Consider the following 22,049-nt stretch of genomic DNA (forward strand, 5'->3'; position numbering starts at 1 on the left):
GGGAAAACCCGATGAACGAGACCGACCCCACGCGCCGCTTTTCGGCCGATGCGGTGCGCAAATTCGACAATCCTGCCGAGAGCCCCACGCCCGGCGGCATGAACAGTGTTGCCCGCCAGGTCGCCTCGCAATACCGGCGCGATACGATGTCGCCGGTCATGGTCAGCGGCGTATTGCGCATCGTCGAATTCGGCTTGCTGTTCCTGTCGGGGCTCGCGCTCTACTTCCACTTTGTCGGCTTCTTCAACTATCTCGCCTGGCAATATCCGCTGACCATTGCCGCGGCGTCATTCGTGGCCGTGGTGCTGCTCGACGTCAGCGATTGCTACCAGATCTCCGCCTTGATGCGACCGATCTCCAATCTCGGCCGCGTGCTGATGGTCTGGGCCGGCACCTTCGCGCTGATGGCGCTGACGGCCTTCATCATGAAAATGTCGGAGGATTATTCGCGTCTGCTGTTCGGCACCTGGTTTGTCGTCGGCCTGCTTCTGCTGTTCGGCCTCAGGCTGGTGATGTCGAAGCTGATCCGGCGCTGGGCGCGCAACGGCCGTATGGAACGCCGCGCCGTCATCGTCGGCGGCGGCAAGGCGGCCGAGATGCTGATCCGCTCGGTCGAGAAGCAGCCAGACAACGACATCCGCATCTGCGGCATCTTCGATGACCGCGGCGACAAGCGCTCGCCGCCGATCGTGGCCGGCTATCCCAAGCTCGGCACCATTTCGGAGCTGATGGAATTCGCTCGCATCGCGCGCATCGACATGCTGATCGTGTCGCTGCCGCTGACTGCCGAAACGCGTGTGCTGCAGCTGCTGAAGAAGCTCTGGGTGCTGCCGGTCGACATCCGGCTCTCGGCGCATTCGAACGCTTTGCAGTTTCGCCCGCGCGCCTATTCCTACATCGGCTCGGTGCCGATGCTCGACATCTTCGACAGGCCGATCAACGACTGGGATTCGGTCGCCAAGCGCGCCTTTGACATCGTCTTCTCGCTGATCGGCATCATCCTGTTTTCACCGGTGATGCTGGCGACTGCCATCGCCATCAAGCTCGACAGCAAGGGTCCGGTGCTGTTCAAGCAGAAGCGGCACGGCTTCAACAACGAGATCGTCGAAGTCTACAAATTCCGCTCCATGTACACCGACCGCTCGGACCCGACCGCCAAGCAGACGGTGACCAAGAACGATCCGCGCGTCACCCGCGTCGGCCGCTTCATCCGCAAGAGCTCGATCGACGAGCTGCCGCAGTTCTTCAACTCGCTGTTCGGCACGCTGTCACTGGTTGGCCCGCGCCCGCATGCGATTGCCGCGCAGTCGCACAACCTTCTCTATAACGAGGTGGTCGACGGCTATTTCGCGCGCCACAAGGTCAAGCCCGGCGTCACCGGCTGGGCACAGATCAATGGCTGGCGCGGCGAGATGGACACCAATGAGAAGATCCGCATGCGCACGGAATACGACCTCTATTACATCGAGAACTGGTCGATGCTGTTCGATCTGCGCATCCTGCTCATGACGCCGCTGCGGCTGCTCAATACGGAAAACGCCTATTGAGCGCGATTTCCCATGATTTGCCGCAGGCTGCGGTCAATGCCAAGCTGATCGCGCTGATATCGTCGGGCGCGGTGTTTTTCGGCGTCTTCCTGTCAGGCTTCGTCATCGACGAGCCGGCGCCCTACGATCTTTTCATGGTCGGGCTGATCGGGGTGTGGGTGCTGTTTGGCCTGCGCATATCGCGCGCCGCCGTGCCGCTGCTCGTGCTGCTGATCACGATGAACATCGGCGGCATGATTGCCATGACGCAGATGGCCGATCTCGCCAACACACCGCTCTATCTCGCCGTCTCGCTGTTTCTTGCGTTCACCGCGGTGTTCTTCTCGTCGGTGACGGCGGTGCAGCCCGGCCTCTACCGGCTGATCTTCATCGCCTATGTCGTCTCCGCGGTGGTGACCTCGCTGCTCGGCATTGCCGGCTATTCCCACGCTTTCCCCGGCGCTGAAATCTTCACCAGATACGACCGCGCCCAGGGCGCCTTCCAGGATCCGAACGTGTTCGGACCATTCCTGGTGCTGCCCGGCATCTATCTGCTCTATCTCCTGTTGACCGGCTCGATCACGCGCATGCCGCTTCTGGCGGTGCTGCTGCTGATCATCACCGCCGGCATTTTCTTCTCCTTCTCGCGCGGCGCCTGGGGCATGTTCGCCGTCTCGGCCATCCTGCTCACCGGCGCCCTGTTCCTGCAAAGCAACAGCGGCAAGTTCCGGCTGCGCGTCATCATCATGAGCATTGCCGCCGTCACCCTGCTGGTGGTCGCCATGATCGTCATCCTGCAGCTGCCCGGCGTCGGCGAGATGTTTTCCAGCCGCGCCCAGCTCGAACAGAGCTACGACACGGCGCGCCTTGGCCGCTTTGCCCGCTACACGATCGGCTTCGAGATGGCGCTCGAACATCCGCTCGGCATCGGCCCGCTGGTATTCGGCACCATTTTCGGCGAAGACACGCACGACATCTGGCTGAAGACGCTGATGGATTATGGCTGGCTCGGCTTCGTCTCGTTCCTGTCGCTGACGCTGTGGACGATCGCGGCCGGCTTCCGCATCCTTTTGCGCGACCGGCCATGGCAGCCCTATCTGCTCTGCGCCTACGTCGCTTTCATCGGCAATATCGGGCTCGGCACCTTCATCGACATCGACCACTGGCGCCATGTCTACCTGCTGCTCGGCCTGATCTGGGGCGCGATCGCGCTGGAATACAGGCATCAGCGCGGGTTGCGGGCGGTGGCGGCAAGCTAAACCGACGGAAACGCCGCCGAGTTCGGAAGACCCCGCCCTGCTGACGGATTGTCGGGATTTCCTCTATCTCGCGATGCCGGCAACCCGCTCGGGGTATTGCACTGCCAGCATCGATTTGTCGGCGTGATCGGCGAAGATAGCGCTGACCTTTTCGGCGTCGAACCGCGCCCGTCGCTTGCGCTTCTCGTCGTTCAGCAAAATCCCGCTGATGGCGTCGAACTTGCGGCCGAGGTTTTTCAATATGCCTCTCTTGACCGGCCAGTTGCTGCTGAAACGGCCGGCCCAGGGCGTGCCTTTCGCCAGATCGCGATAGATCGCCATGGCCTCGACCTCGACCCCGATGGGTGGACGGTCCCAAGGTTTGCCCCAGGCGAAGTGGCGGGCGTAGCAGCGGGTGAAAGGGATCTGGCTGGTGTAGTTGGTCATCACGTTCCAGAACGGGTGCATCGTCTGCCACCTGCCCTCGAAAGCCACGTTCAACGCACCTTGATCCATCCCGTAAACCTGCTCGGAGGCCAACTGCCGGGTACGCTCCAGAAGCCCCTCCTGCCTGACCAGCGGCATGTTGAACACCAGCACGCCGGCATTGAACTTCGGCGCCCCTGGCTGCATCGGCAAATGCTGTCGATACTTTGCGTCGAAATAGGTCTGCTCGTCGTGTGCGGCCAGCAGCGGAGCGTTGAGCGGGGTGTTGCAGAGGTCTTCTATCGATCGGTTGAAAAGCACATCGGCGTCGGAATAGGCGATGCGGTCGTATGGCTCGAATTGAGGCAATTGATCGGCGAACAGCCTGATGTAGGTCGCAAGCGTGGGATGCGTTCCACGATTGAAGTTCGTCGCCTCCATGAACTTCGTTACGTCGATGATGCCGATCCTCCCCCCGAGCAAGCGCTCGCCGATAGCCCGGTCTTCGGCGGGAATAATACCGGTGTGCAGAATAAAGCCGTCGACGGGGGCGGAGACGTCCAGCGCGCGGCGTGCCGCCAGACAGGCAAAGGGGAAGAATTTCTGGTCTGCGGCGAAAAAGAAACACGATTTTTGCGACATGTCACACCACCCGCTGCCTGATTCCTCAGCCGTCAGTGCTCGTTTCGGCTCTCAGTCGAATCCGCCGAGTACTTCCGGAAACTGCACAGCCATCGCCCCGGCGTCAGCATGCTCGGCATATATCTTATGCACCTTGCTGCCGTCATACCGTGCTCGCCGCCGATACCGATCCTTGTTCGGCAACATCCCCATCATGCCGTCGAACCTGCGGGCGAACCGCCTCATGACGCCCCGCTCGAAGGGAATACGCTGCCGGAAGGGCTCAAGCCACGGCGTATCCCCTGCCAGATCGCGCCAGACGGCAAGCGCCTCGGGCTCCACGTCGACCTGGCTCCCCCATGGCTTGCCGCCGGCGAAATGCCGCGCATAGGCTTGGGCGAAGCGGAATTCCTTCGTATCGTTGGACATCAAATTCCAGTTCGGGTGCATCGTCTGCCACTTACCCTCGAAGACGATGTTCAGCGCGTTCTGATCGTTCATCTGCCCGGCAACGGCGACATCCCTGGCGCGGTGCAAAAGTCCCTGTTGACGCACCGGCGGCATGTTGAAGACGATGATGCCGGCGTTGAAATAAGGCGCCCCCGGCTGCATCGACAGTTTGTCCCGATAGCCCGGGCGGAAATACATGTAATCATCGTGAGCGGCCAGCAACGGAGCATGAAGTGTCTGGCCCACCAGGTCGCCGATATCTCGATTGAACAGGACATCACAATCGACATGGGCGATGCGGTCATAGTCCGCGAACTGAGGCAGTTGGTCGGCGAAGAGCCGAACAAAGGTGCCGACATTGCTTGGCCGGAAAGTATGGCCGGCGTCCGCAAAAAGCGCCGATACGTCCATTATGCGGAGGCGATTCTTCAGCAGGCGTTCAGCAACACGCATATCGGCATCACGTGCGCCGAAATGCAGGATGAAGCCTGGCGTTGCGTCTCCCGAAACATCCAGAATTCTGCGCGCCGCCAAGCATGCATACGGAAAATACTTGGCGTCGGCCGCCAGAAAAAAACAGGAATTTGCCACACGCAATCCTTCGTATCGATATTGGGCGAGCCATATCGCCTTGCCGTTGCGGCGACAAGGCCGAATGCCTGGCGACTTTCAGGTCCGGCGCGCCGTTTTAGCGCTTGCACCATAACCCTTGAAAATATATGGCTTTGCGCGGTCCGGAGTGTAGCGCAGCCCGGTAGCGCACTTGACTGGGGGTCAAGGGGTCGTCGGTTCGAATCCGGCCACTCCGACCATTTTTAGACAGGACTTGCCCCCAAAGGTCCTGCTTCTCAAATCACCAACATTCATCCTTGGCACACATCGACCCATTCGGCGCCGACAATCTGTGCCATGCGCTCAGGGCTCAGCCGCACCGCGGCGTTGGTGGCGCCGGCCGCGGGCACGACTTCATCGAAGGCGCGCAGCGAGACGTCGCAATAGACCGGCAGCGGCGCCGGCAGGCCGAATGGGCAGACGCCGCCGACGGGATGGCTAGTAATCGCGACAACCTCGTCGGCGTCAAGCATGCGCGGCTTGCCGCCGAAACGGTCCTTGAATTTGCGGTTGTCGAGCCTAGACGTGCCGCCGGCCACGATCAGCATGGTCTCACCGCCAACGCGCAGGCAGATGGTCTTGGCGATCTGCGCCGGCTCCACGCCATGCGCCTCAGCCGCCAGCGCCACCGTCGCCGAACTCGCTTCGGTGACGAGCACTTCGACATCGGGCGCATGGGCAGCCAGGAAGGCGCGCACGGATTCAAGGCTCATCTCGGCATTGTCCCATTCGAAAATGCGGTTAGCGTTCACACTGGATAGCTTCACGCTCGGTCGGCGGCAACCTCCCCGCCCCCTCGACGGCTGCAGCGGTACCAGGCCGGGCGGGTCGCGCCGCATGTCGGCAATGGAAGGCGCATCCCCCGCGCGGGAGATGTGTTCGGGCTGCTGCCTTGGTAGGTCGCAATGGATCAGGGCCGGCGCTGATGCTGTGCTCCCACGACCAACCGGAGAGATCATCATGCTCAAGCTCGCCTCGGCTCTGGCGCTGCTGCTTGTCGGGACGGCGCCGCTGCTTGCCGACGACATGCCGATAAACGCGGACGCCATCGAATGGGGCCCTGCTCCTGCTGTCCTGCCCGCCGGCGCGGACATGGCTGTCATCGCCGGGGACCCCTCGAAGGATGGCATCTACGTGCTGCGGTTGAAGCTGCCGGCCGGCTACAGGATTGCCGCGCACAACCATCCCACCTCGGAATATGTGACGGTGATTTCCGGCAATTTTCATATCGGCATGGGCGACAAGCTCGACGAGACCAAAGGCATCGAACTGACCGCCGGCGGCTTCGGCGTAGCCCCACAGGGAATGAACCATTACGCCTGGACGACAAGCGCTACGATCGTCCAGGTTCATGGCGAGGGGCCGTTCGCGATCACCTACGTCAACCCGGCGGACGATCCGAGCAAGAAGTGACATTCGCCGTTGGGCGAATGCAACAAGCCCGCCAGGGCAAACCATGGCGGGCTTGTTGAACGACGCTTGGCCGTTGTTTATGAAACGGACCGGTTTTCCACAGGCGCCGTGGGCGCCGGGGCATCGATCAGGGCCGTTTCCGGCAATTGCAATGCTGCGGCGATCCGGCGAAGTTTTGTCGGATCGGTGTCCTTGCCGCTCTCTATGTCGGCAATCTCGCTGGTCGACAGACCGCAGGTCAGGGAAAGCTCTTCAATACTGTATCCCTTTGTCTCCCGGATGGCTTTGAGGCCGGGGTGCTCAAGCGCTACATCGGCCGCAACATCGGCCGCCAGCCTGGAGAAGGGTTCGTGTTTTGCAGTTTGGGGCATTGGCAACTCCATGGGGCTAAAGAGTTTTGGATCAAATGATAGGGTGTTGCCTGAGAGCCGGGACAATGCCCGCTTGACGGCGATTTGCCAAGGCCCAAACCGACCGTCACAGCATCGTGAACCGGCGTCAAAACCGCAGGCGCCAGGGCACATATAGGATCTCCGCCCCGATCTCCCAATCAAGTTCTTTTGAAGGGCCGCACGCCGAAGTGTTCAGGGGTTTTGCGCCGCTCGCGCGTTAGCCTGATGTTGCTGGCAGCCGCATCGGGCCAGCTTTTCCCAAGAGGATCAGATCCATGACATTCAAGACATCAGCCATCGTGCTCGCCACGATTTCAGGCCTCGCCGGCGCGAGCATGGTCGCGTCGCAAGCCGCCGAGGCCGTGCGCATTCGCGGCACGGTGACCGCCTTTGCCGGAGCGACGCTGACGGTGAAGACCCGCGAAGGCGCTACCGACGCCATCGCGCTGGCTGAAGGGTGGAAGATTTCCGGCGTCGCCAAGGCGGATGCCGGGGATATCAAGCAAGGCGATTTCCTCGGCATTGCCTCTGTTTCGAAGGCCGATGGCGGCAGCGGCGCGCTTGAGGTGGTGATCTTCCCGGCCGCGCTGAAGGGCGCCGGCGAAGGCGACCGCCCGTGGGATCTCGAGCCCAACAGCCGGATGACCAACGGCACGGTCGCCGATGTCACCGAGATTGCAGGTCGCACGGTGACGCTGACCTACGACAATGGCCAGAAAAAGCAGATCGCGATCCCGCAGACGACGCCGGTGGTGACCTTCGCGCCGGCGACGCCCGCCGACCTCAAGCCTGGCGCTGTGGTGTTCGTCAACGCCGAGCGCGGCAGCGACGGCAAGCTGACCGCGGGCCGGGTCGTTGTCGGCACCAACGGCGTCATTCCGCCGATGTAAGTTGCCGACGAAGCCGCCAGACACAATCCAGAAACAAAATTCTACAGTCCGGAAAAACTGTCGAAAAGTTCGGAGGCGATAGTCATGACTGCGGGGTTCACCGGCACCGATCTTGCTCGGTGACGGCCAAATTCAGCCCGCGCAGAAAAGGAAACGAAGTCATGAAGAAGTCCCTCCTGTCGGCTCTCGGGCTGGCTTTTGCCCTGGCTGTCTCTCTGCCCCTCATCGGCGCCAGCAGCGCCGACGCAGCACCGCTGCACAAGAAGCATCACCACCATCATCATCATCACAACAAGCATCACCGCCATCACCATCACCACCGCCACCACCACAAGGTGGAGGCCAAGAAGGCCTGACACGGCCGACTTGCCCAACGGGAAGGCTGGCCCTGGAGTCCTCGTCAAGGCCGCCTTCCCGTTGGTTTTTGCCAGGCGACACGTGGAAAAGCTGAAGGCAGGATTCGATGGCGCCCATGCGCCAGAATGCGAGCAACCACAGCGCACCCAACGAACGTATCAGGCGCAAGGCCGACAACACAGCGGTAGCCAGCTGCAGGACACCCCGGGTCTCTCAATGCCGTCGGAACCCGCTAGGACGGCGCCGCGAACGCGAGCACTATTGCGATCAAAATCAAAAGCGGCCCCATCCATTTGAAATGCTTCGCGACCTGCAGCCACCATGGCTGCTGACCTTGCTGGGCCTGAAAAGGACTTTGGAGCAGCCCAAAACCAACGCCTGTCATCCACAACCCAGCGCAGAACATGATGAACTCGTCGATGTAATTTGCGACCACGCCCGTCTCCTCCGCCGGTACCTTTGGACTGGCGTTATAGTCGCAGCCGGGAGTGGCAGAAAGCGCGGTGCCAAGTGGCGGCAATGACTGCTGCCGCCACCTGACAAGAGCCGGGGGCGGACTCGGTCTTGGCTGGCCATTTGGGCACGCCACCGTGTGACCTTCGCATGGGATGCCGCGCTGCTACGTCAGCGCCCTTCACGCGAAATGCATGATCGATGCCCGCCCCGCCAGGCGCCGTCCGTTGGCGAAGGCTAAAAATCGACGTCGCAAAAAAAGGCGAAGAAAATTCGAACCACGCATGAACCTTTGCTTTGGAGGCCGCACTAACCGGCATGGACGCCGAGAAGGCGATCCCAACACAGAAGGACGCCATGGTGGCGATCCTCGATCCAGAGAAGGAAATGCTCAAATGACCAACTTCAAGCGCATCACGCTCGCCGCGGCCCTCATGGTCTCGGCCTTCGGTTCGGCTTCCGTTCCGACCTCGGCTTTCGCCAACGGCACGCATCCCACGGGCGACGGCGGCGCGGTTTGCAAGGGCTCCGGTCATTGCCTGGTGCTCTCGATCGAGTGCAAAGGCACCTATACCGACGCCACGGACAAGAATGGCACTGTCTATGGCAAGTGCAGCCAGACCGCGCAGGTTTCGCCGCAGGCCAAGATCAAGCTCGCCAAGTAATCGGCCGCAGATCAGGGAAATGGCGGTCGTCCGCGGGACGGCCGCCATTTTCTTTTTGTTTTCGTGAATTGTTTTAGCGCCGGCTGAGCAACAGGCTGGCGAGAAGGCCGACCACGACCAACCCAACAGCAGCGGCTGTTGCCGGACGATCGCGCGCCGTCTTTTCGATCGCCCTGCCCTGCTTCCTGATCGCCGGCAACGCATCGCTGACAAGGTCGGCAAGCTGCCCATAATAGTCCGAAGCGGCATCGCGCCCGTCCTCGTAGTAAGCACCGCCGCGTTTGGCCACGACTTTGCGCAACGCGGCGAGCTCTTTGGAAAGGGTCGCGACCTGCTTTTCGAGATCGAGATCGGAGAGGGTCGAAAGCGATACCATGATTGTTTTCCTTCTTTTTGAGAGAAGGCCAAACGCATGGCCGCAGAACCGGTTCCGGTCTGCTTGCCCGAGACAGCGGAAAGGTTAGCGCACCTGGTCGAGCAGGCGCTTGCACTCCAGGAGGTCAAACAGCGCCTCCTGCAGCAAGGCCCGGTTGTCGCGCGACAGTTTCGATGCGCCGGGCTGGACCGGACCTTCCTCCTCGGTCTTGCCCAGGCCGAAAAAGCGGCGGCTGGGTTTTACCTTGGGCTGACCGACCAGCATCTCGTCATCCATGCCGCGCGGCTGGGCGGCTGGCGTCAGCGGCACCTGATCGGCCTGCCTGCGCTGCGAGATCGCTTCGACGGCAGCCATGTCGCCATTGCCGATGGCGACCAGGAAATGGTTGCCGTTCTCGCGCAGCAGTTTCTGCACGCCCTTGATCGTGTAACCCTGGTCGTAGAGCATGTGGCGGATGCCCTTGATCAGTTCGACATCCTGCGGCCGGTAGTAGCGGCGGCCGCCGCCGCGCTTCATCGGCTTGATCTGGTTGAAACGGGTTTCCCAGAAGCGCAGCACGTGCTGCGGCAGATCGAGATCCTCCGCGACCTCGCTGATGGTGCGGAAAGCGTCGGGGCTCTTGTCCATGGGCGAAATCCTCACGCTGGACGGCGATCCGGCCCAGTCTGCCGAATCGGGTATCATTTCAGCGGTTTATGAAACAATATTCAAGCCCGGCGTCAAAACGGCCCGGCGTTTTCAACCGAAGCCTGCGGCAGAACCTATTTGCCGCCCTTGGCCTTGCTGTTCTGGTGCGAGCGCAGGATACGGCTTTTCAGCACGTTCGACGACTTGAAGGTCATCACCCGGCGCGGCAGGATCGGCACTTCCTCGCCGGTCTTGGGATTGCGGCCGATGCGTTCGTTCTTGGAACGGACGTGGAAGGTGGCGAAGGACGACAGCTTCACCGTCTCGCCGCGTACGATGGCTTCACAGATTTCGTCCAGCACCGCTTCGACGAGTTCTGCCGATTCAGTGCGTGACAAGCCGACCTTACGGTAAACAGCTTCGGCAAGGTCGGCGCGCGTAAGTGTCTTTCCCCCCATGCGACCGTCCCATCAGTTCAAAAACCATAAATCGATACAGGTAAAGGCAGAGCCTAAGTAATTGATCCGGCAAGGTCAAGGACCGAAACCGGACCGTTCGGCACTTACCAGCGAACGAGAACCGCGCCCCAGGTGAAGCCGCCGCCCATCGCTTCCAGGAGCACGAGATCACCCTTCTTGATGCGACCGTCGGCGACAGCCACCGAAAGCGCCAGCGGCACGGAAGCAGCCGAGGTGTTACCGTGCAAATCGACGGTGACCACCACCTTTTGCTCAGCAATCCCGAGCTTCTTGGCCGAAGCGTCAATAATGCGTTTATTGGCCTGATGCGGCACGAACCAGTCGAGGTCGTCGGCGGTTATGCCGGCCTGCGAAAACGTCGCCTCGATAACGTCGGTGATCATGCCGACGGCGTGCTTGAACACCTCGCGGCCTTCCATCCTGAGATGGCCGACCGTGCCGGTGGTCGAGGGACCGCCATCGACGAAAAGCTTGTCCTTGTGGGCGCCGTCGGAGCGCAGGCTCATCGCCAGCACGCCACGGTCGGCAATGCCGCCGGTGCCCTCATCCGCTTCCAGCACCAGCGCGCCGGCGCCGTCGCCGAACAAGACGCAGGTCGAGCGGTCGCTCCAGTCGAGGATGCGCGAAAAGGTCTCCGCGCCGATCACCAGCACGCGCTTGGCGAGGCCGCCTCTGATGTAGAGGTCGGCGGTGGTCACCGCATAGACGAAGCCCGAGCACACCGCCTGCAGGTCGAAGGCAAAGCCGTGATGCATGCCGAGCCGGTTCTGGATCTCGACGGCGGTCGCCGGAAAGGTGTTGTTGGGCGTCGAGGTCGCCAGCACGATCAGGTCGATGTCGGCAGGCGTAAGACCAGCATTGTCGAGCGCTGCGCGCGCCGCCGCCTCGCCCAGGGATGCCGTCGTCTCGTCATCGGCGGCGATATGGCGCTGGCGGATGCCGGTGCGCTGGGCGATCCACTCGTCCGAGGTCTCGACCATGCCTTCGAAATCGGCATTCTTCATGATGCGGCGGGGCAGCGCAGCACCGGTGCCGCGCACGACTGATCTGATCAAAGCTCTTTCCTATTCCTTTTCGTCGACGGTGGCGTCGGATTTCCTGCTTGCCTGGGCATGCGGGTTGCGCGCATGGAACAGGTCGAGATCGGCCTCGATGCGGTCGATCAGATTGTTGCGCACCATATCGTAGCCAAGCTCGATGGCCGCCGCGAAACCGTCCGAATCGGCGCCGCCATGGCTCTTTACCACGATGCCGTTCAGACCCAGGAAAACGCCGCCATTGGAGCGGCCCGGATCGAGCTTTTCGCGCAGGCGGTCAAAAGCGCCCTTGGCGAAGACATAGCCGATCCTGGCCATCAGCGTGCGGTTCATCGCGGCGCGCAGATAGCCTGAGATCTGGCGCACAGTGCCTTCTGCCGTCTTGAGCGCGATGTTGCCGGCAAATCCTTCGGTGACGACCACGTCGACCGTGCCCTTGCCGATGTCGTCACCCTCGACGAAGCCATGATAATTCATCGAGGCCATGTTGGCCTCGCGCAGCATGCGCCCGGCTTCCTTGACCTCTTCCTGTCCCTTGATCTCCTCGACGCCGACATTGAGCAGGCCGACTTTCGGCCGGTCGATGCCGAACACCGAGCGCGCCATGCCGGTGCCGAGAATGGCAAAGTCGATCAGCTGGTGCGCATCGGCGCCGATGGTGGCGCCGACATCCAGCACCACGCTCTCGCCGCGCATCGTGGGCCAGATCGCCGCGATCGCCGGACGGTCGATGGTCGCCATCGTGCGCAGGCAGAATTTCGACATCGCCATCAGCGCGCCGGTATTGCCGGCCGAAATGCAGGCCTGCGCGCTGCCACTCTTGACTGCTTCGACAGCCTTCCACATCGACGACTTCCAGCGGCCGTGGCGCAGCGCCTGGCTCGGCTTGTCGTCCATCCTGACCGCGACTTCGCAATGGTGGAACTCGCTGACCTCGGCCAGTTTGGGGAATTTGGCGAGTTCGGGGCGCACCAATTCCTCGCGCCCATATATGACGAAGCGGATGTCGGGACGCCTGACGGCGACCGTCATGAGTGCCGGGATGACCACGTTTGGCCCGTGATCGCCACCCATGGCATCGATGGAAATCCTGATCACGCGGTCTTTATCTCACTAGCTTGGGCCAGGGCACATGGCCCGCGAAAGAAATACTAAACTCGCGAAATTCGGGGGCTCGCGAAGGTTCGGCGAAAATAGCGGTTTTGGGCTCCCGCACAACCGGCTTTTCTCCGATCGCTTCGTGTTTTAGGATTTTCCAAGCAAGGATCGCAGCTTTTGCTGGAATTCATTCTCGACGGGCTCGTTCGGGCCGGCGGCATCGAGCGAGGCGCCTGCCTTGCGCGGATAAGGATCGATCGCCAGCCCGAAGAACTGTTCGGCGAGCGCGCCGACGTCGATCGTGTCGCCGGAGAATGTTTCCGGGCCGTCTGGCCCGTCGGCGTCGAGCAGGATCTCGCCGCCGCCTTCGAACCCTTGCCGTCCGAGCTTGGATTGCTCCGGCAGGAACAGCGCCTCGACCTCTTCGTCGATATGGGCCGCGACCGGCTCAAGGGTGACGATGCAGGCCTGGGTGATATCAGCCTCGACGCGGCCGCTGACCTTGACGCCATTGCGCTTCCACGGCGCCACCAAAAGCTCAGCACGGTAGTTTTCGACAGAAAGCAGCTCGTGCTCGCGCGCAAGCATTACGCGCTGCGCGGCGTCGGCGTCGATCACCACCTGCAAACCTTTGTGCGGCAGGCGGCCGACATTGGCCGCGAATGAGACCGGGCTAGGCGTGTCCACATGTTTCATCTTGGTCTCCCCTCCTTACTCCGCTTTCGCGACGGGAAACGCCACGGCACCGGAAACGACCGATTCGGACGGCTGTGCTTCAAGCTGCCTTGCGGCATCGATTACATAGGACGCCAGCGGCAGGGCTTGCGGCCAGGCGCCGGCATCGGGTCTGACATTGCGCGCCAGGGCGGCAGCAAGCGCGTCGCGGTCGCTGCGTTCCAGCGCGTCGTCATAGGCGGCGGTACGGCCGTAGAACATTTTGGCCAGCCTCTTCATGCGCTTGGGCACGCCGACATCGCCAACGCCCAGTTCCCGCAGCGAATGCTCGACATCGAGAAAGAACTCGTCGATCAGCACCTGCGCGACCTCATGCGCGACGCCCTCTTCGCCGCGCAGCCGGTGCTGAAACAGGAACATATGCAGCGACAGCATCTCGAAACGGCCGAGCGGCGTATCCGGCACATTCCAGTGGGAATAAAACACGGTCTGCCGCGCCGCCGCCACGATTTGTGCGTAAAGCGCCTCGGTGATAGCGCGGTTGGCGTTGCGTTCGCGGCCAAAAAGGCGCTGGAACATTGAGGGTGGTCTCCTGGGGACCGATTGTTTGAATGGGCCTTGTTGCATCGGCAAGCAAGCTGGTTTACCGGTTTTGCCGCCCAGCGCAAGTTGCGGCCAGCTAATGGAGTTGTTGTTGCGCGCGCTGAAATTCAAGTCGACTTTTCTGCCTGGGGCCACCGCCGCGGTTTCGCTGGTGCTGGTGGCTTCCGCGCTGTCGGGCTGCAATTCGTCCAAGATGTTCGGCGACCTTAACCCTAGCGAGACGCTGACGCAGGGCTATGTTATCGACCAGCAGGCGGTCGATTCGGTGCCGGTGGGCTCCAGCCGCGAACAGGTGCTTCTGGCGCTCGGCACGCCATCGACGAAAGCCACCTTCGACAATGAGGCGTTCTATTACATTTCGCAGACGCGCAAGCGCTATGTCGCTTTCGACAAGCCGCGCCTGGTTGACCAGAAAGTGCTCGCGGTCTATTTTGGCGAGGACGGGCGCGTCACCCAGATTGCCAATTACGGTCTGAAGGACGGCAAGATTTTCGACTTCATCTCGCGCACCACGCCGACCGGCGGCAAGGACCAGAACTTCCTCAGCCAGATCATCAAAGGCGCCAGCAAGCTGGCGCCCCCCATTCCTGGCGGCGGCGCCTAAGAAGCGACCGCCTTCCTCAGATTTTTGCTTCCCCCGAAGCGACACCATCTCAGGCGACCAAAAGCCCGCGGGAGCGATCCTGCGGGCTTTTGTTTTGAGGTCATGCGGCCGCAACACCCGTCGCGCTTTGCCGCGCGTGGCCTGTTCGGCCGCCGGGCTCCAGCGAGGCGCGGTGCACAGCCGCACTCTGCCGCGCTTCCGAAGGCGTCATGCCAAAATGCCGGCGGAAGGCGTGGTTGAAGGTCGAGAGATCGCCGAAGCCGGCGTCGAAGGCGATGGCGCCGATGGTGCGGTGTGCCAGGCGCAGGTCGGATAGCTTGCTGCAAACCAGCGCCAGCCGCCGGCCAAGCACGAACTGCGACAGCGAGGTACCCTCACCCTCGAACAGCTTTCTGATATAGCGCGCGCTGACGCGGTGGCGCCCGGCCAGCGCGTCGGACCCGACATCGCCGGAAGCCAGATTGCTTTCGATATCGGCTTTGATGGCGCGCAGCCGCGCGGCGCGTATGCCGCGGCCTGCGGCGACCTCAGTGGCGTCCTGCGTTGCCCCGATCACGACCGCGACAAGGTCCTGTATGTGCTTGGCGGCAAGCCAGCGCAATTCGGACGCGGCCAGGTTCGGCTCCTGCATCAGCAGACGGACATAGCTGGTCAGCAGCAAGAACTTTTCGCCCACGCATGACATCGGCGTCATCAGGGCGGCATCCGCATTCGCAGCCATGGGCCCGAGCGCTGCCTTGGGGATGGTGATGAAGAGATGACGCGACATCGCCCGCTCGATCACATGCGGATCAGAGGAGGACAGAAGGATTGCCTGGCCGGCCTCGATGCTGGCCTCGCGGCCGAGATGCGAGAAGGTGGCAGCGCCCTCCAGACACATGAAGAAAATGTAGTCATCGGTCCCCTTGGCCATGGCGCTGGAACGGATGGTGCGGAAGGCGGTGGTCCTCGAATCGGCAATGCCGACGCCCGGCAGCCGCAGGATGGTCGCGTCGACGGAGAGCTTTTCCTCCGTGACGTTAAAATCCATGTCGGTCACCATCCGGCGCAACAGGTCGCAATAGACGTTTCGCCATTCCGCTCGCGGCCACATGGCGGTCGAAAAGCGCGCATACGCAAACTCGGGGGGTCGAATAGTCATGGGGTACTCCCAAGCGATTGTCTTCATTTCACTGTCGTTCGTAGTCGAGGCTCGTTCCATGAACGGCCTCTCATCCGACGGCGGCAATCGGGGGGCACTGGATGGCTACAATGATTTGCGCACTTGGACAAAAGACTATTTACGAAGCTATGGATGAGCTTTGTTCATTCATGCTAAGGAACCCATGGGCAGGATCGGGTAACGGCAAATGACAAGACGGCTTCCACAACTGGAATCCATTCGTGCTTTCGAGGTCATTGCCCGGCTGGGCAGCTTCAAGCGCGCCGGCGATGAGCTGAATGTTACGCCAAGCGCGCTCAGCCACCGCATCGCCGATCTCGAAGCCGATCTCGGCGTGCTTCTGTTCACCCGCCATGTCCGCCGCGTCGAACTAACGCTTGAAGGCGAACGATTGTCCGCGGGCGTGCGACGCGCATTGCTGGAAATCCAGAGCACGGTCGCGAGTGTCGCGCGCAACGAGCGCACGAGGCTGAGGGTCACTGCCATTCCTTCGCATGCCGTACGCTGGCTGGCCCCGCGCCTGCACAGGTTTCGCAAAAAGCATCCCGAAACAGAGATCGACATCAATGCGGATCTTGCAGTCGTCGACCTTTCGCAGCGAACAGTCGACATCGCATTGCGTTTCGGCGGCGGACACTATCCGGCCGTCGAGACCGAATGGCTGATGGCAGATGCGATCTTTCCTGTCGTCAGTCCCGACTATCTCGCCGCCAACGGCCCGGTCAGAGACCAGCACGATGTGCTGCGACTGTTCCGCATCCTCGACACGACGGCCGAAAATGACGAGAGCGGCGCCAATTGGCGCCACTGGTTCGAGAGAAACAATCTGCCGCTGGATACGGTTGGCGACGGCATGAATCTGAATGGCACCTTGTTGGCGGTCGAAGCGGCGGCGAGCGGTCTGGGCGTCGCTATCGCGAGGAAGTCGCTGGTCGAGAGCGATTTGCGGACCGGCAGGCTCGTCCGCCTCCTGACGACGGACATACCGACGAACTGGAACCACTACGTCGTCGTCCACCCGTCCATCTCCGCCTGGGAGCCTGCCAGATCGTTCATCAACTGGCTGAAGGCGGAAGCCGGCGACAACACCGGCGCCGGTTGACCTCGGCGGCCGTCCAGGAGCTCTCATCGGAAGGCGTCGGGGCTCACGGACTCATCGTATCGGCCAGTTGCTCATCCTTGCGGCCCGACTGGTTCGCCGCCTTGGCGGCAAGCGCTGCCGCCATCTGGCTCTCCAGCTCGCGCAGCTTGGCGTCGAGTGTCGCCATGCCGCCCCAGGCGAATGTCGCGCGGTATAGCGGTGCGATCTCGGGCGTCAGGAATTCGACCAGTTTCGTCCTCGACCCAGACCTTGAGCACCTTGAACAGGCGGGCATCGATCAGCTCGCTATGCCAGCCCATGCGGGCGGCAATGCCCTGGATGGTTTCGGTCGAATTGGGCGTGCTGAGCAGCACATGCGAGCCGGAGCGCAGGCGCATGTTCGGGTCGAAGCCGATGCCGAGCGGCGCTTGCTGGTCCAGAACCGTGCCGCACGGCAGGATTTCGATCAGCGAGCCGAAATCGTCGCCGAGGCAGACAAACCATGCGCCCTCAGGAAATGGCGGCGACGGCGCACGAACCGCGGTGGCGACAAGCATTTCGGCAAGGACGCTGGCGACGGCCTGCGGATCGCGGGCGTTGAATGAAGCGTGATGCAGCATGGCAATACTCCTGTTTTCAACGGCGGCGGCCGGCAGAAGTGCCGACCCATGCCGCGGCGTTCCGTAAAAACTGAATCACCGGCTGAGCGTCAGGATGACCGCGGCAAACAGGCAGGCGTATTCGGCCAGTCCAAGCACAAGGCGCAAATTGTGGTTGGCCGCCCAGCTGTCGCGCGTCTGCGCCCAATCATCGGGGATGGTCACCGGCGTCCAGCTCTGCACCTGTTTGTTGAGCGGCACCTGACGGCTGACGGTGAAGCCAATGTCGAGCACCACCAGCGCCGCGGCGACGATGGTCAGGATGCGCGGCAGGCCGGCATCGACCGCAAACATCGCCATCGCCGCGATCAGCACCAGCGTCGTCAGCCTGACGAACGGCATCACGCGAGTAAACGTCCGGTCGCGCATCTGATGCATGGCCATGTACTGGCCGGCGGTAAGATCATCGATGCGAAAATCATGGATTACGCCCGAGACGTAGATGCCGGCAATAATTCCAGCCAGCGCAAGCGAAGCCGTCATCAAAAACATGTCCATGTCTTTTCCTGCCGAAATGCCTTTCCCTGCCCGAAATCGCCGCGAGGGCGAGCAGACACCGCGTCGATCGCAATGTCCTGGCCATGGCCGGGGTATTAAAGCAGGCGAACGGTCCGGGCTTGGGCAGAACGGAACGATGTTTTGGGCAATGCGGCCCTCCGATTGCATCAAAACATCAAGTGCCGTGAGATCGAAACCCATCAGCAAACCTTGACGCGTACTTGCCAGCGACCGGTCAAATTCGTATCAGACCGTGCTGGCCAATGGCGCATCACGCTGAATTGGGAGGAGCATCCGTGCCGGAAAAAACCCGGACAAAACCGACAGGCTGGATGGCGACCGGAACGGCTGACAGCCAAGTGGTCACGCCTGACTGGATGCCCATCGAGCAGGTGACGATCGATGGCGTGAGGGTCAAGGAGATCAGGCCGGTCGCAACCTCCACCGGCTATCTGACCGAGATCTTTCGCGAGGAGTGGGAGCTCGATTCGGAGCCGGTCGGCCAGGTCTTCCAACGCACCTTGTATCCCGGCGCGGTGACGGGCTGGCATGCCCATGCGGTGACGACCGACCGGCTGTTCTGCTGCGTCGGCAGCGTTCGCATTTCGCTGTTTGACGGACGCAAGGCCTCGCCGACCTTCGGCGCCGTCTGGCACAAGATTATCGGCCCGCTGCGCCCGGCGGTCGTCATCATTCCGCCCGGCATATGGCATGGTGTTGTCTCGCTCGGAGCGGAGACGGCGGTGCTGCTCAATCTCGTCGACAAGGCCTATGCCTACGATCAGCCCGACCATTGGCGCCTGCCGCCAGACACCGACCACATTCCCTACAGACTGGTGTAGCGTGGAAGCATCGGCGCAGCGCGACCAGGCCGGCGGCGAACCGCTGGTCTCGATCGTGATCGCGACGCACAACCGGCCGGCAGCGCTGCGGCAGGCATTGACCAGCGTCATGCGCCAGACGTTGCAAGACTGGGAAGCCTTGGTCATCGGGGACGATTGCAGGCCGGATACGGCGGCCGTTGTCGCTGAATTTGACGATGCCCGCATCGTCTACATCGATCTTCCCGTCAATTTCGGCGAACAGTCCGGTCCCAACAATATCGGCTTTGCCAGGGCGCGTGGCCGCTTCGTCGCCTTGCTCAACCACGACGATCTGTGGTTTCCCGACCATTTGGCGGCGACGACCGGCTGGATCGACGCCACAGGCGCCGACGTGGTGCTGGCGCGCGGCGCCGTCATTGGGCCGCCATCGGCGGCAGGCGATCTCGTCAATTCGATCTTCGGGTCGGGCAAGGACGGTTTTTACGATCCGGTAACGACGGAAGGATTTGGCTCGGCACACATGTTTCGCCGCGCTTCGTTCAGCCTGCTCGGACTTTGGCGACCCGCCAGCCAGTGCTTTTGCGAAAGCTCGCAGGACTGGCTGTTTCGGGCATGGCGAAAAGGCGCGGTGATCGCGACGATGCCACACCTCACGGTGATCAAGCTGCATTCCGGCATACGCAAGGGTTCCTATCTCGGCGACAATGCGCAGGAACAGAAGGATCTTCTGGACGCCATGCAGACGCCGGACGCCTTGCGCGTGAAAATCCTTGGCTGCGCGGGCGAACCCATTCGCTTGGCGGCATCGAGTTATCTCAGGCGCAGGCTGATGGCGGCTCTTGGCATCCATCCCCGCGCCCGCGCCTTCCGCCGCAAGTATAAGCGAGGCGCCTTCCTTGCCAAGCTGCGGCGCCTGCGTGGCCTGGCGCCGATGCCTGAGCGCGAGCCCGGCGTGAGCGAATTGCTCGATCGCTACAGCAAGCGTGGCGATGCCGGCAGCGAGCCGGGTGAAGTTTGAACAGACCCCAGCGTGAATCTCAAACAAAAAACCCGCGGGATCGCTCCCGCGGGTTTGTTCCTGAAGCAGTGGCGTTGCCTTAGCCGTGCGCGAGCACGGCCAGCAGCAGAAGCGCCACGATGTTGGTGATCTTGATTGCCGGGTTGACCGCCGGGCCGGCGGTGTCCTTGTAGGGATCGCCAACCGTGTCGCCGGTGACCGAAGCCTTGTGCGCTTCGGAGCCCTTGAGGTGCTTGACGCCGTCCTTGTCGACAAAACCGTCCTCGAACGACTTCTTGGCATTGTCCCAGGCGCCGCCGCCCGAAGTCATCGAGATGGCGACGAACAGGCCGTTGACGATGACGCCGAGCAACGAGGCGCCGAGTGCCGCAAAGGCGGACGCCTTGGAGCCCGAGATCAGCTGCACGCCGAAATAGACGACGAGCGGCGCCAGCACCGGCAGCAGCGAGGGGATGATCATTTCCCGGATCGCCGCCTTGGTCAGAAGGTCGACGGCCCGGGCATAGTTCGGCTTGGAGGTGCCGGCCATGATGCCCGGATCCTCGCGGAACTGCTTGCGCACTTCCTCGACGATGGCGCCGGCCGCACGGCCGACGGCCGTCATGGCGATGCCGCCGAACAGATACGGGATCAGACCGCCGAAGATCAGGCCGGCTACGACGTAGGGATTGGAGAGGTCGAAGGAGACATCGCCCATGCCCTGGAAGTACGGATATTTGTCGCCATTGGCGGCAAAGAACTTCAAATCGTTCGAATAGGCCGCAAACAGCACCAGCGCGCCGAGGCCGGCCGAACCGATGGCATAGCCCTTGGTCACCGCCTTGGTGGTGTTGCCGACCGCGTCGAGCGCGTCGGTGGAGTGGCGCACTTCCTTGGGCAGGCCGGCCATTTCGGCAATGCCGCCGGCATTGTCGGTGACCGGGCCGAAGGCGTCGAGGGCGACGATCATGCCGGCAAGGCCGAGCATGGTGGTGACCGCGATCGCCGTGCCGAACAGGCCGGCGAGCTGGTAGGTCGAGATGATGCCGCCGACGATGACGATTGCCGGCAGTGCGGTCGATTCGAGCGACACCGCAAGTCCCTGGATGACGTTGGTGCCGTGACCGGTCACCGAGGCCTGGGCGATGGAGTTCACCGGGCGCTTGTTGGTGCCGGTATAGTATTCGGTGATCACCACGATAAGACCGGTCACAACGAGACCGATCAGGCCGCAGATGAACAGGTTCTTGCCGATGATGGTCATGCCGGCGACGGTGCCGACCTCGCCCCAGCCGACGGTTGCCGAGGTAGCGACACCGAGACCGACGATCGACAGCAGGCCGGTGACGATCAGGCCTTTGTAGAGGGCGCCCATGATCGAGCCGTTGGAACCGAGCTTGACGAAGAAGGTGCCGACGATCGAGGTCAGGATACAGGCGCCGCAGATGGCGAGCGGATAGAGCATCGCCGCACCCAGAGCGGCGGTTCCGCCGAAGAAGATGGCAGCCAGCACCATGGTGGCAACGACGGTCACCGCATAGGTCTCGAAGAGGTCGGCGGCCATGCCGGCGCAATCACCGACATTATCGCCGACATTGTCGGCGATGGTGGCCGGGTTGCGCGGATCGTCTTCGGGAATACCGGCTTCGACCTTGCCCACGAGATCGCCGCCGACGTCGGCGCCCTTGGTGAAGATGCCGCCGCCCAGACGGGCGAAGATCGAGATCAGCGAAGCGCCGAAGCCGAGCGAAACCAGCGCATCGATGACGATGCGGTCATTGGGCTGCAGGCCCATCGGGCCGGTCAGAATATAGTAGTAAATCGACACGCCGAGCAGCGCCAGGCCAGCCACCAGCATACCGGTGATGGCGCCCGACTTGAAGGCGATGTCGAGACCGGCGGCGAGGCTGTTGGACGCCGCCTGCGCGGTGCGCACATTGGCGCGCACCGAGACGTGCATGCCGATGAAACCGGCGGCGCCCGAAAGCACGGCGCCGATCAGGAAGCCGACCGCGGCGGTGATCGAAAGCAGCCACCAGGCGAGCACGAGCACGACCACGCCGACAATGGCGATGGTGGTGTACTGGCGCGCCAGATAGGCCTGCGCGCCTTCGCGGATGGCGGCGGAGATTTCCTGCATGCGTGCATTGCCCTGATCGGCTGCAAGAACCGATCGTGTCGCCCAGATGGCGTAAAGGATTGAAAGCAAGCCGCAGGCGATGACGGCAGAAATGATGGTCATTGCCGAATTTTCCTCGATTGATGGCCCAAAAGAACCCCTCCCTG

General features: G+C 62.3%; 26 protein-coding genes and 1 tRNA gene. 11 read left to right on the forward strand and 16 right to left on the reverse strand.

Annotated elements, in window-relative coordinates:
* The first annotated feature begins 11 nt into the window (after positions 1-11).
* Together NKL04_RS11720 and NKL04_RS11725 are read left to right on the forward strand one after the other, a co-directional pair.
* On the forward strand, positions 12-1,547 hold the full coding sequence (locus NKL04_RS11720; protein ID WP_023700530.1) for an undecaprenyl-phosphate glucose phosphotransferase: 1,536 nt from the start codon (positions 12-14) through the stop codon (positions 1,545-1,547).
* Positions 1,544-2,785: an O-antigen ligase family protein gene (locus tag NKL04_RS11725; RefSeq protein WP_023700531.1), complete on the forward strand. Its 1,242-nt coding sequence runs from the start codon at positions 1,544-1,546 to the stop codon at positions 2,783-2,785. The genes NKL04_RS11720 and NKL04_RS11725 overlap by 4 nt, the downstream gene beginning before the upstream one ends.
* Positions 2,786-2,848: 63 nt before the next feature.
* Here NKL04_RS11725 and NKL04_RS11730 read toward each other — a convergent pair whose 3' ends face one another.
* Positions 2,849-3,832: a glycosyltransferase family 8 protein gene (locus NKL04_RS11730; RefSeq protein ID WP_023700532.1), complete on the reverse strand. Its 984-nt coding sequence runs from the start codon at positions 3,830-3,832 to the stop codon at positions 2,849-2,851.
* Positions 3,833-3,883: 51 nt separating this feature from the next.
* A complete protein-coding gene (locus NKL04_RS11735) occupies positions 3,884-4,852 on the reverse strand; it encodes a glycosyltransferase family 8 protein (protein ID WP_023700533.1) in 969 nt (322 codons plus the stop codon).
* 144 nt (positions 4,853-4,996) lie between these two features.
* Here NKL04_RS11735 and NKL04_RS11740 point away from each other — a divergent pair.
* Positions 4,997-5,073 (forward strand) — tRNA-Pro (locus NKL04_RS11740).
* A gap of 51 nt (positions 5,074-5,124) precedes the next feature.
* Here the strand turns inward: NKL04_RS11740 and NKL04_RS11745 are convergent.
* Positions 5,125-5,586: a YbaK/EbsC family protein gene (locus NKL04_RS11745; RefSeq protein ID WP_023700534.1), complete on the reverse strand. Its 462-nt coding sequence runs from the start codon at positions 5,584-5,586 to the stop codon at positions 5,125-5,127.
* A 247-nt stretch (positions 5,587-5,833) separates the two neighbouring features.
* Here NKL04_RS11745 and NKL04_RS11750 point away from each other — a divergent pair, with 247 nt between their 5' ends.
* The gene (locus NKL04_RS11750) at positions 5,834-6,286 is read left to right on the forward strand and encodes a cupin domain-containing protein (RefSeq protein WP_023700535.1); all 453 of its coding nucleotides are present in this window, start codon (positions 5,834-5,836) and stop codon (positions 6,284-6,286) included.
* 77 nt (positions 6,287-6,363) lie between these two features.
* Here NKL04_RS11750 and NKL04_RS11755 read toward each other — a convergent pair whose 3' ends face one another.
* Positions 6,364-6,657 carry a helix-turn-helix domain-containing protein gene (locus NKL04_RS11755; RefSeq protein ID WP_023682373.1) on the reverse strand — a complete coding sequence of 98 codons (294 nt, stop codon included), beginning with the start codon at positions 6,655-6,657 and terminating at the stop codon, positions 6,364-6,366.
* A gap of 296 nt (positions 6,658-6,953) precedes the next feature.
* On the opposite strand from NKL04_RS11755, the gene NKL04_RS11760 reads away from it, so the two are divergent.
* Together NKL04_RS11760 and NKL04_RS11765 are read left to right on the forward strand one after the other, a co-directional pair.
* Positions 6,954-7,568 (forward strand): hypothetical protein, encoded by a 615-nt coding sequence (locus NKL04_RS11760; protein WP_023700536.1) that lies wholly within the window; start codon positions 6,954-6,956, stop codon positions 7,566-7,568.
* A gap of 161 nt (positions 7,569-7,729) precedes the next feature.
* Positions 7,730-7,924, forward strand: coding sequence for a hypothetical protein (locus NKL04_RS11765; RefSeq protein WP_032996888.1), 195 nt, complete (start codon positions 7,730-7,732; stop codon positions 7,922-7,924).
* Between the two features lie 233 nt (positions 7,925-8,157).
* On the opposite strand, the gene NKL04_RS11770 is transcribed toward NKL04_RS11765, so the two are convergent.
* Complete coding sequence (locus tag NKL04_RS11770) at positions 8,158-8,361, reverse strand: hypothetical protein (RefSeq protein ID WP_023697438.1); 204 nt, start codon at positions 8,359-8,361, stop codon at positions 8,158-8,160.
* 412 nt (positions 8,362-8,773) lie between these two features.
* Between NKL04_RS11770 and NKL04_RS11775 the strand changes: the two genes are divergently transcribed.
* Positions 8,774-9,043: a hypothetical protein gene (locus tag NKL04_RS11775; RefSeq protein WP_023700538.1), complete on the forward strand. Its 270-nt coding sequence runs from the start codon at positions 8,774-8,776 to the stop codon at positions 9,041-9,043.
* Between the two features lie 73 nt (positions 9,044-9,116).
* Here NKL04_RS11775 and NKL04_RS11780 read toward each other — a convergent pair whose 3' ends face one another.
* From NKL04_RS11780 to NKL04_RS11810, 7 genes are all read right to left on the reverse strand, one after another.
* Positions 9,117-9,419 carry a hypothetical protein gene (locus NKL04_RS11780; RefSeq protein WP_023669375.1) on the reverse strand — a complete coding sequence of 101 codons (303 nt, stop codon included), beginning with the start codon at positions 9,417-9,419 and terminating at the stop codon, positions 9,117-9,119.
* 84 nt (positions 9,420-9,503) lie between these two features.
* Positions 9,504-10,046, reverse strand: a complete 543-nt coding sequence (locus tag NKL04_RS11785; protein ID WP_023669374.1) for a MerR family transcriptional regulator — start codon at positions 10,044-10,046, stop codon at positions 9,504-9,506.
* Positions 10,047-10,180: 134 nt separating this feature from the next.
* A complete protein-coding gene (locus NKL04_RS11790; protein ID WP_006201891.1) occupies positions 10,181-10,504 on the reverse strand; it encodes an integration host factor subunit alpha in 324 nt (107 codons plus the stop codon).
* A gap of 104 nt (positions 10,505-10,608) precedes the next feature.
* On the reverse strand, positions 10,609-11,580 hold the full coding sequence (locus NKL04_RS11795) for a beta-ketoacyl-ACP synthase III (RefSeq protein WP_023689495.1): 972 nt from the start codon (positions 11,578-11,580) through the stop codon (positions 10,609-10,611).
* A 9-nt stretch (positions 11,581-11,589) separates the two neighbouring features.
* Positions 11,590-12,660 carry a phosphate acyltransferase PlsX gene (plsX, locus tag NKL04_RS11800; protein WP_023700539.1) on the reverse strand — a complete coding sequence of 357 codons (1,071 nt, stop codon included), beginning with the start codon at positions 12,658-12,660 and terminating at the stop codon, positions 11,590-11,592.
* A gap of 147 nt (positions 12,661-12,807) precedes the next feature.
* Positions 12,808-13,356 carry a YceD family protein gene (locus NKL04_RS11805; RefSeq protein ID WP_023700540.1) on the reverse strand — a complete coding sequence of 183 codons (549 nt, stop codon included), beginning with the start codon at positions 13,354-13,356 and terminating at the stop codon, positions 12,808-12,810.
* Positions 13,357-13,371: 15 nt separating this feature from the next.
* Positions 13,372-13,914 carry a ubiquinol-cytochrome C chaperone family protein gene (locus NKL04_RS11810; protein ID WP_023700541.1) on the reverse strand — a complete coding sequence of 181 codons (543 nt, stop codon included), beginning with the start codon at positions 13,912-13,914 and terminating at the stop codon, positions 13,372-13,374.
* A 115-nt stretch (positions 13,915-14,029) separates the two neighbouring features.
* Here NKL04_RS11810 and NKL04_RS11815 point away from each other — a divergent pair, with 115 nt between their 5' ends.
* Positions 14,030-14,542, forward strand: a complete 513-nt coding sequence (locus NKL04_RS11815; RefSeq protein ID WP_023669368.1) for an outer membrane protein assembly factor BamE — start codon at positions 14,030-14,032, stop codon at positions 14,540-14,542.
* Between the two features lie 100 nt (positions 14,543-14,642).
* Here NKL04_RS11815 and NKL04_RS11820 read toward each other — a convergent pair whose 3' ends face one another.
* Entirely contained in the window at positions 14,643-15,683 is a 1,041-nt protein-coding gene (locus NKL04_RS11820; protein WP_198032064.1) for a helix-turn-helix domain-containing protein, read from the reverse strand.
* Between the two features lie 208 nt (positions 15,684-15,891).
* Here NKL04_RS11820 and NKL04_RS11825 point away from each other — a divergent pair, with 208 nt between their 5' ends.
* Positions 15,892-16,806, forward strand: coding sequence for a LysR substrate-binding domain-containing protein (locus NKL04_RS11825; protein WP_023700544.1), 915 nt, complete (start codon positions 15,892-15,894; stop codon positions 16,804-16,806).
* Positions 16,807-16,877: 71 nt separating this feature from the next.
* On the opposite strand, the gene NKL04_RS11830 is transcribed toward NKL04_RS11825, so the two are convergent.
* Both NKL04_RS11830 and NKL04_RS11835 read right to left on the reverse strand, forming a co-directional pair.
* Positions 16,878-17,405: a hypothetical protein gene (locus NKL04_RS11830; RefSeq protein WP_023700545.1), complete on the reverse strand. Its 528-nt coding sequence runs from the start codon at positions 17,403-17,405 to the stop codon at positions 16,878-16,880.
* A gap of 75 nt (positions 17,406-17,480) precedes the next feature.
* Positions 17,481-17,942, reverse strand: coding sequence for an anthrone oxygenase family protein (locus NKL04_RS11835; RefSeq protein WP_023700546.1), 462 nt, complete (start codon positions 17,940-17,942; stop codon positions 17,481-17,483).
* Between the two features lie 296 nt (positions 17,943-18,238).
* Between NKL04_RS11835 and NKL04_RS11840 the strand changes: the two genes are divergently transcribed.
* The gene (locus tag NKL04_RS11840; protein WP_245264036.1) at positions 18,239-18,784 is read left to right on the forward strand and encodes a dTDP-4-dehydrorhamnose 3,5-epimerase family protein; all 546 of its coding nucleotides are present in this window, start codon (positions 18,239-18,241) and stop codon (positions 18,782-18,784) included.
* A gap of 1 nt (position 18,785) precedes the next feature.
* Entirely contained in the window at positions 18,786-19,784 is a 999-nt protein-coding gene (locus NKL04_RS11845) for a glycosyltransferase family 2 protein (RefSeq protein ID WP_023700548.1), read from the forward strand.
* A gap of 79 nt (positions 19,785-19,863) precedes the next feature.
* Here the strand turns inward: NKL04_RS11845 and NKL04_RS11850 are convergent, their stop codons facing one another.
* The gene (locus NKL04_RS11850; RefSeq protein WP_023689501.1) at positions 19,864-22,005 is read right to left on the reverse strand and encodes a sodium-translocating pyrophosphatase; all 2,142 of its coding nucleotides are present in this window, start codon (positions 22,003-22,005) and stop codon (positions 19,864-19,866) included.
* Between the last annotated feature and the right edge of the window lie 44 nt (positions 22,006-22,049).

Origin of the sequence: Mesorhizobium sp. C264A (assembly GCF_040324515.1) — a bacterium.
Classification (GTDB): Bacteria; Pseudomonadota; Alphaproteobacteria; order Rhizobiales; family Rhizobiaceae; genus Mesorhizobium.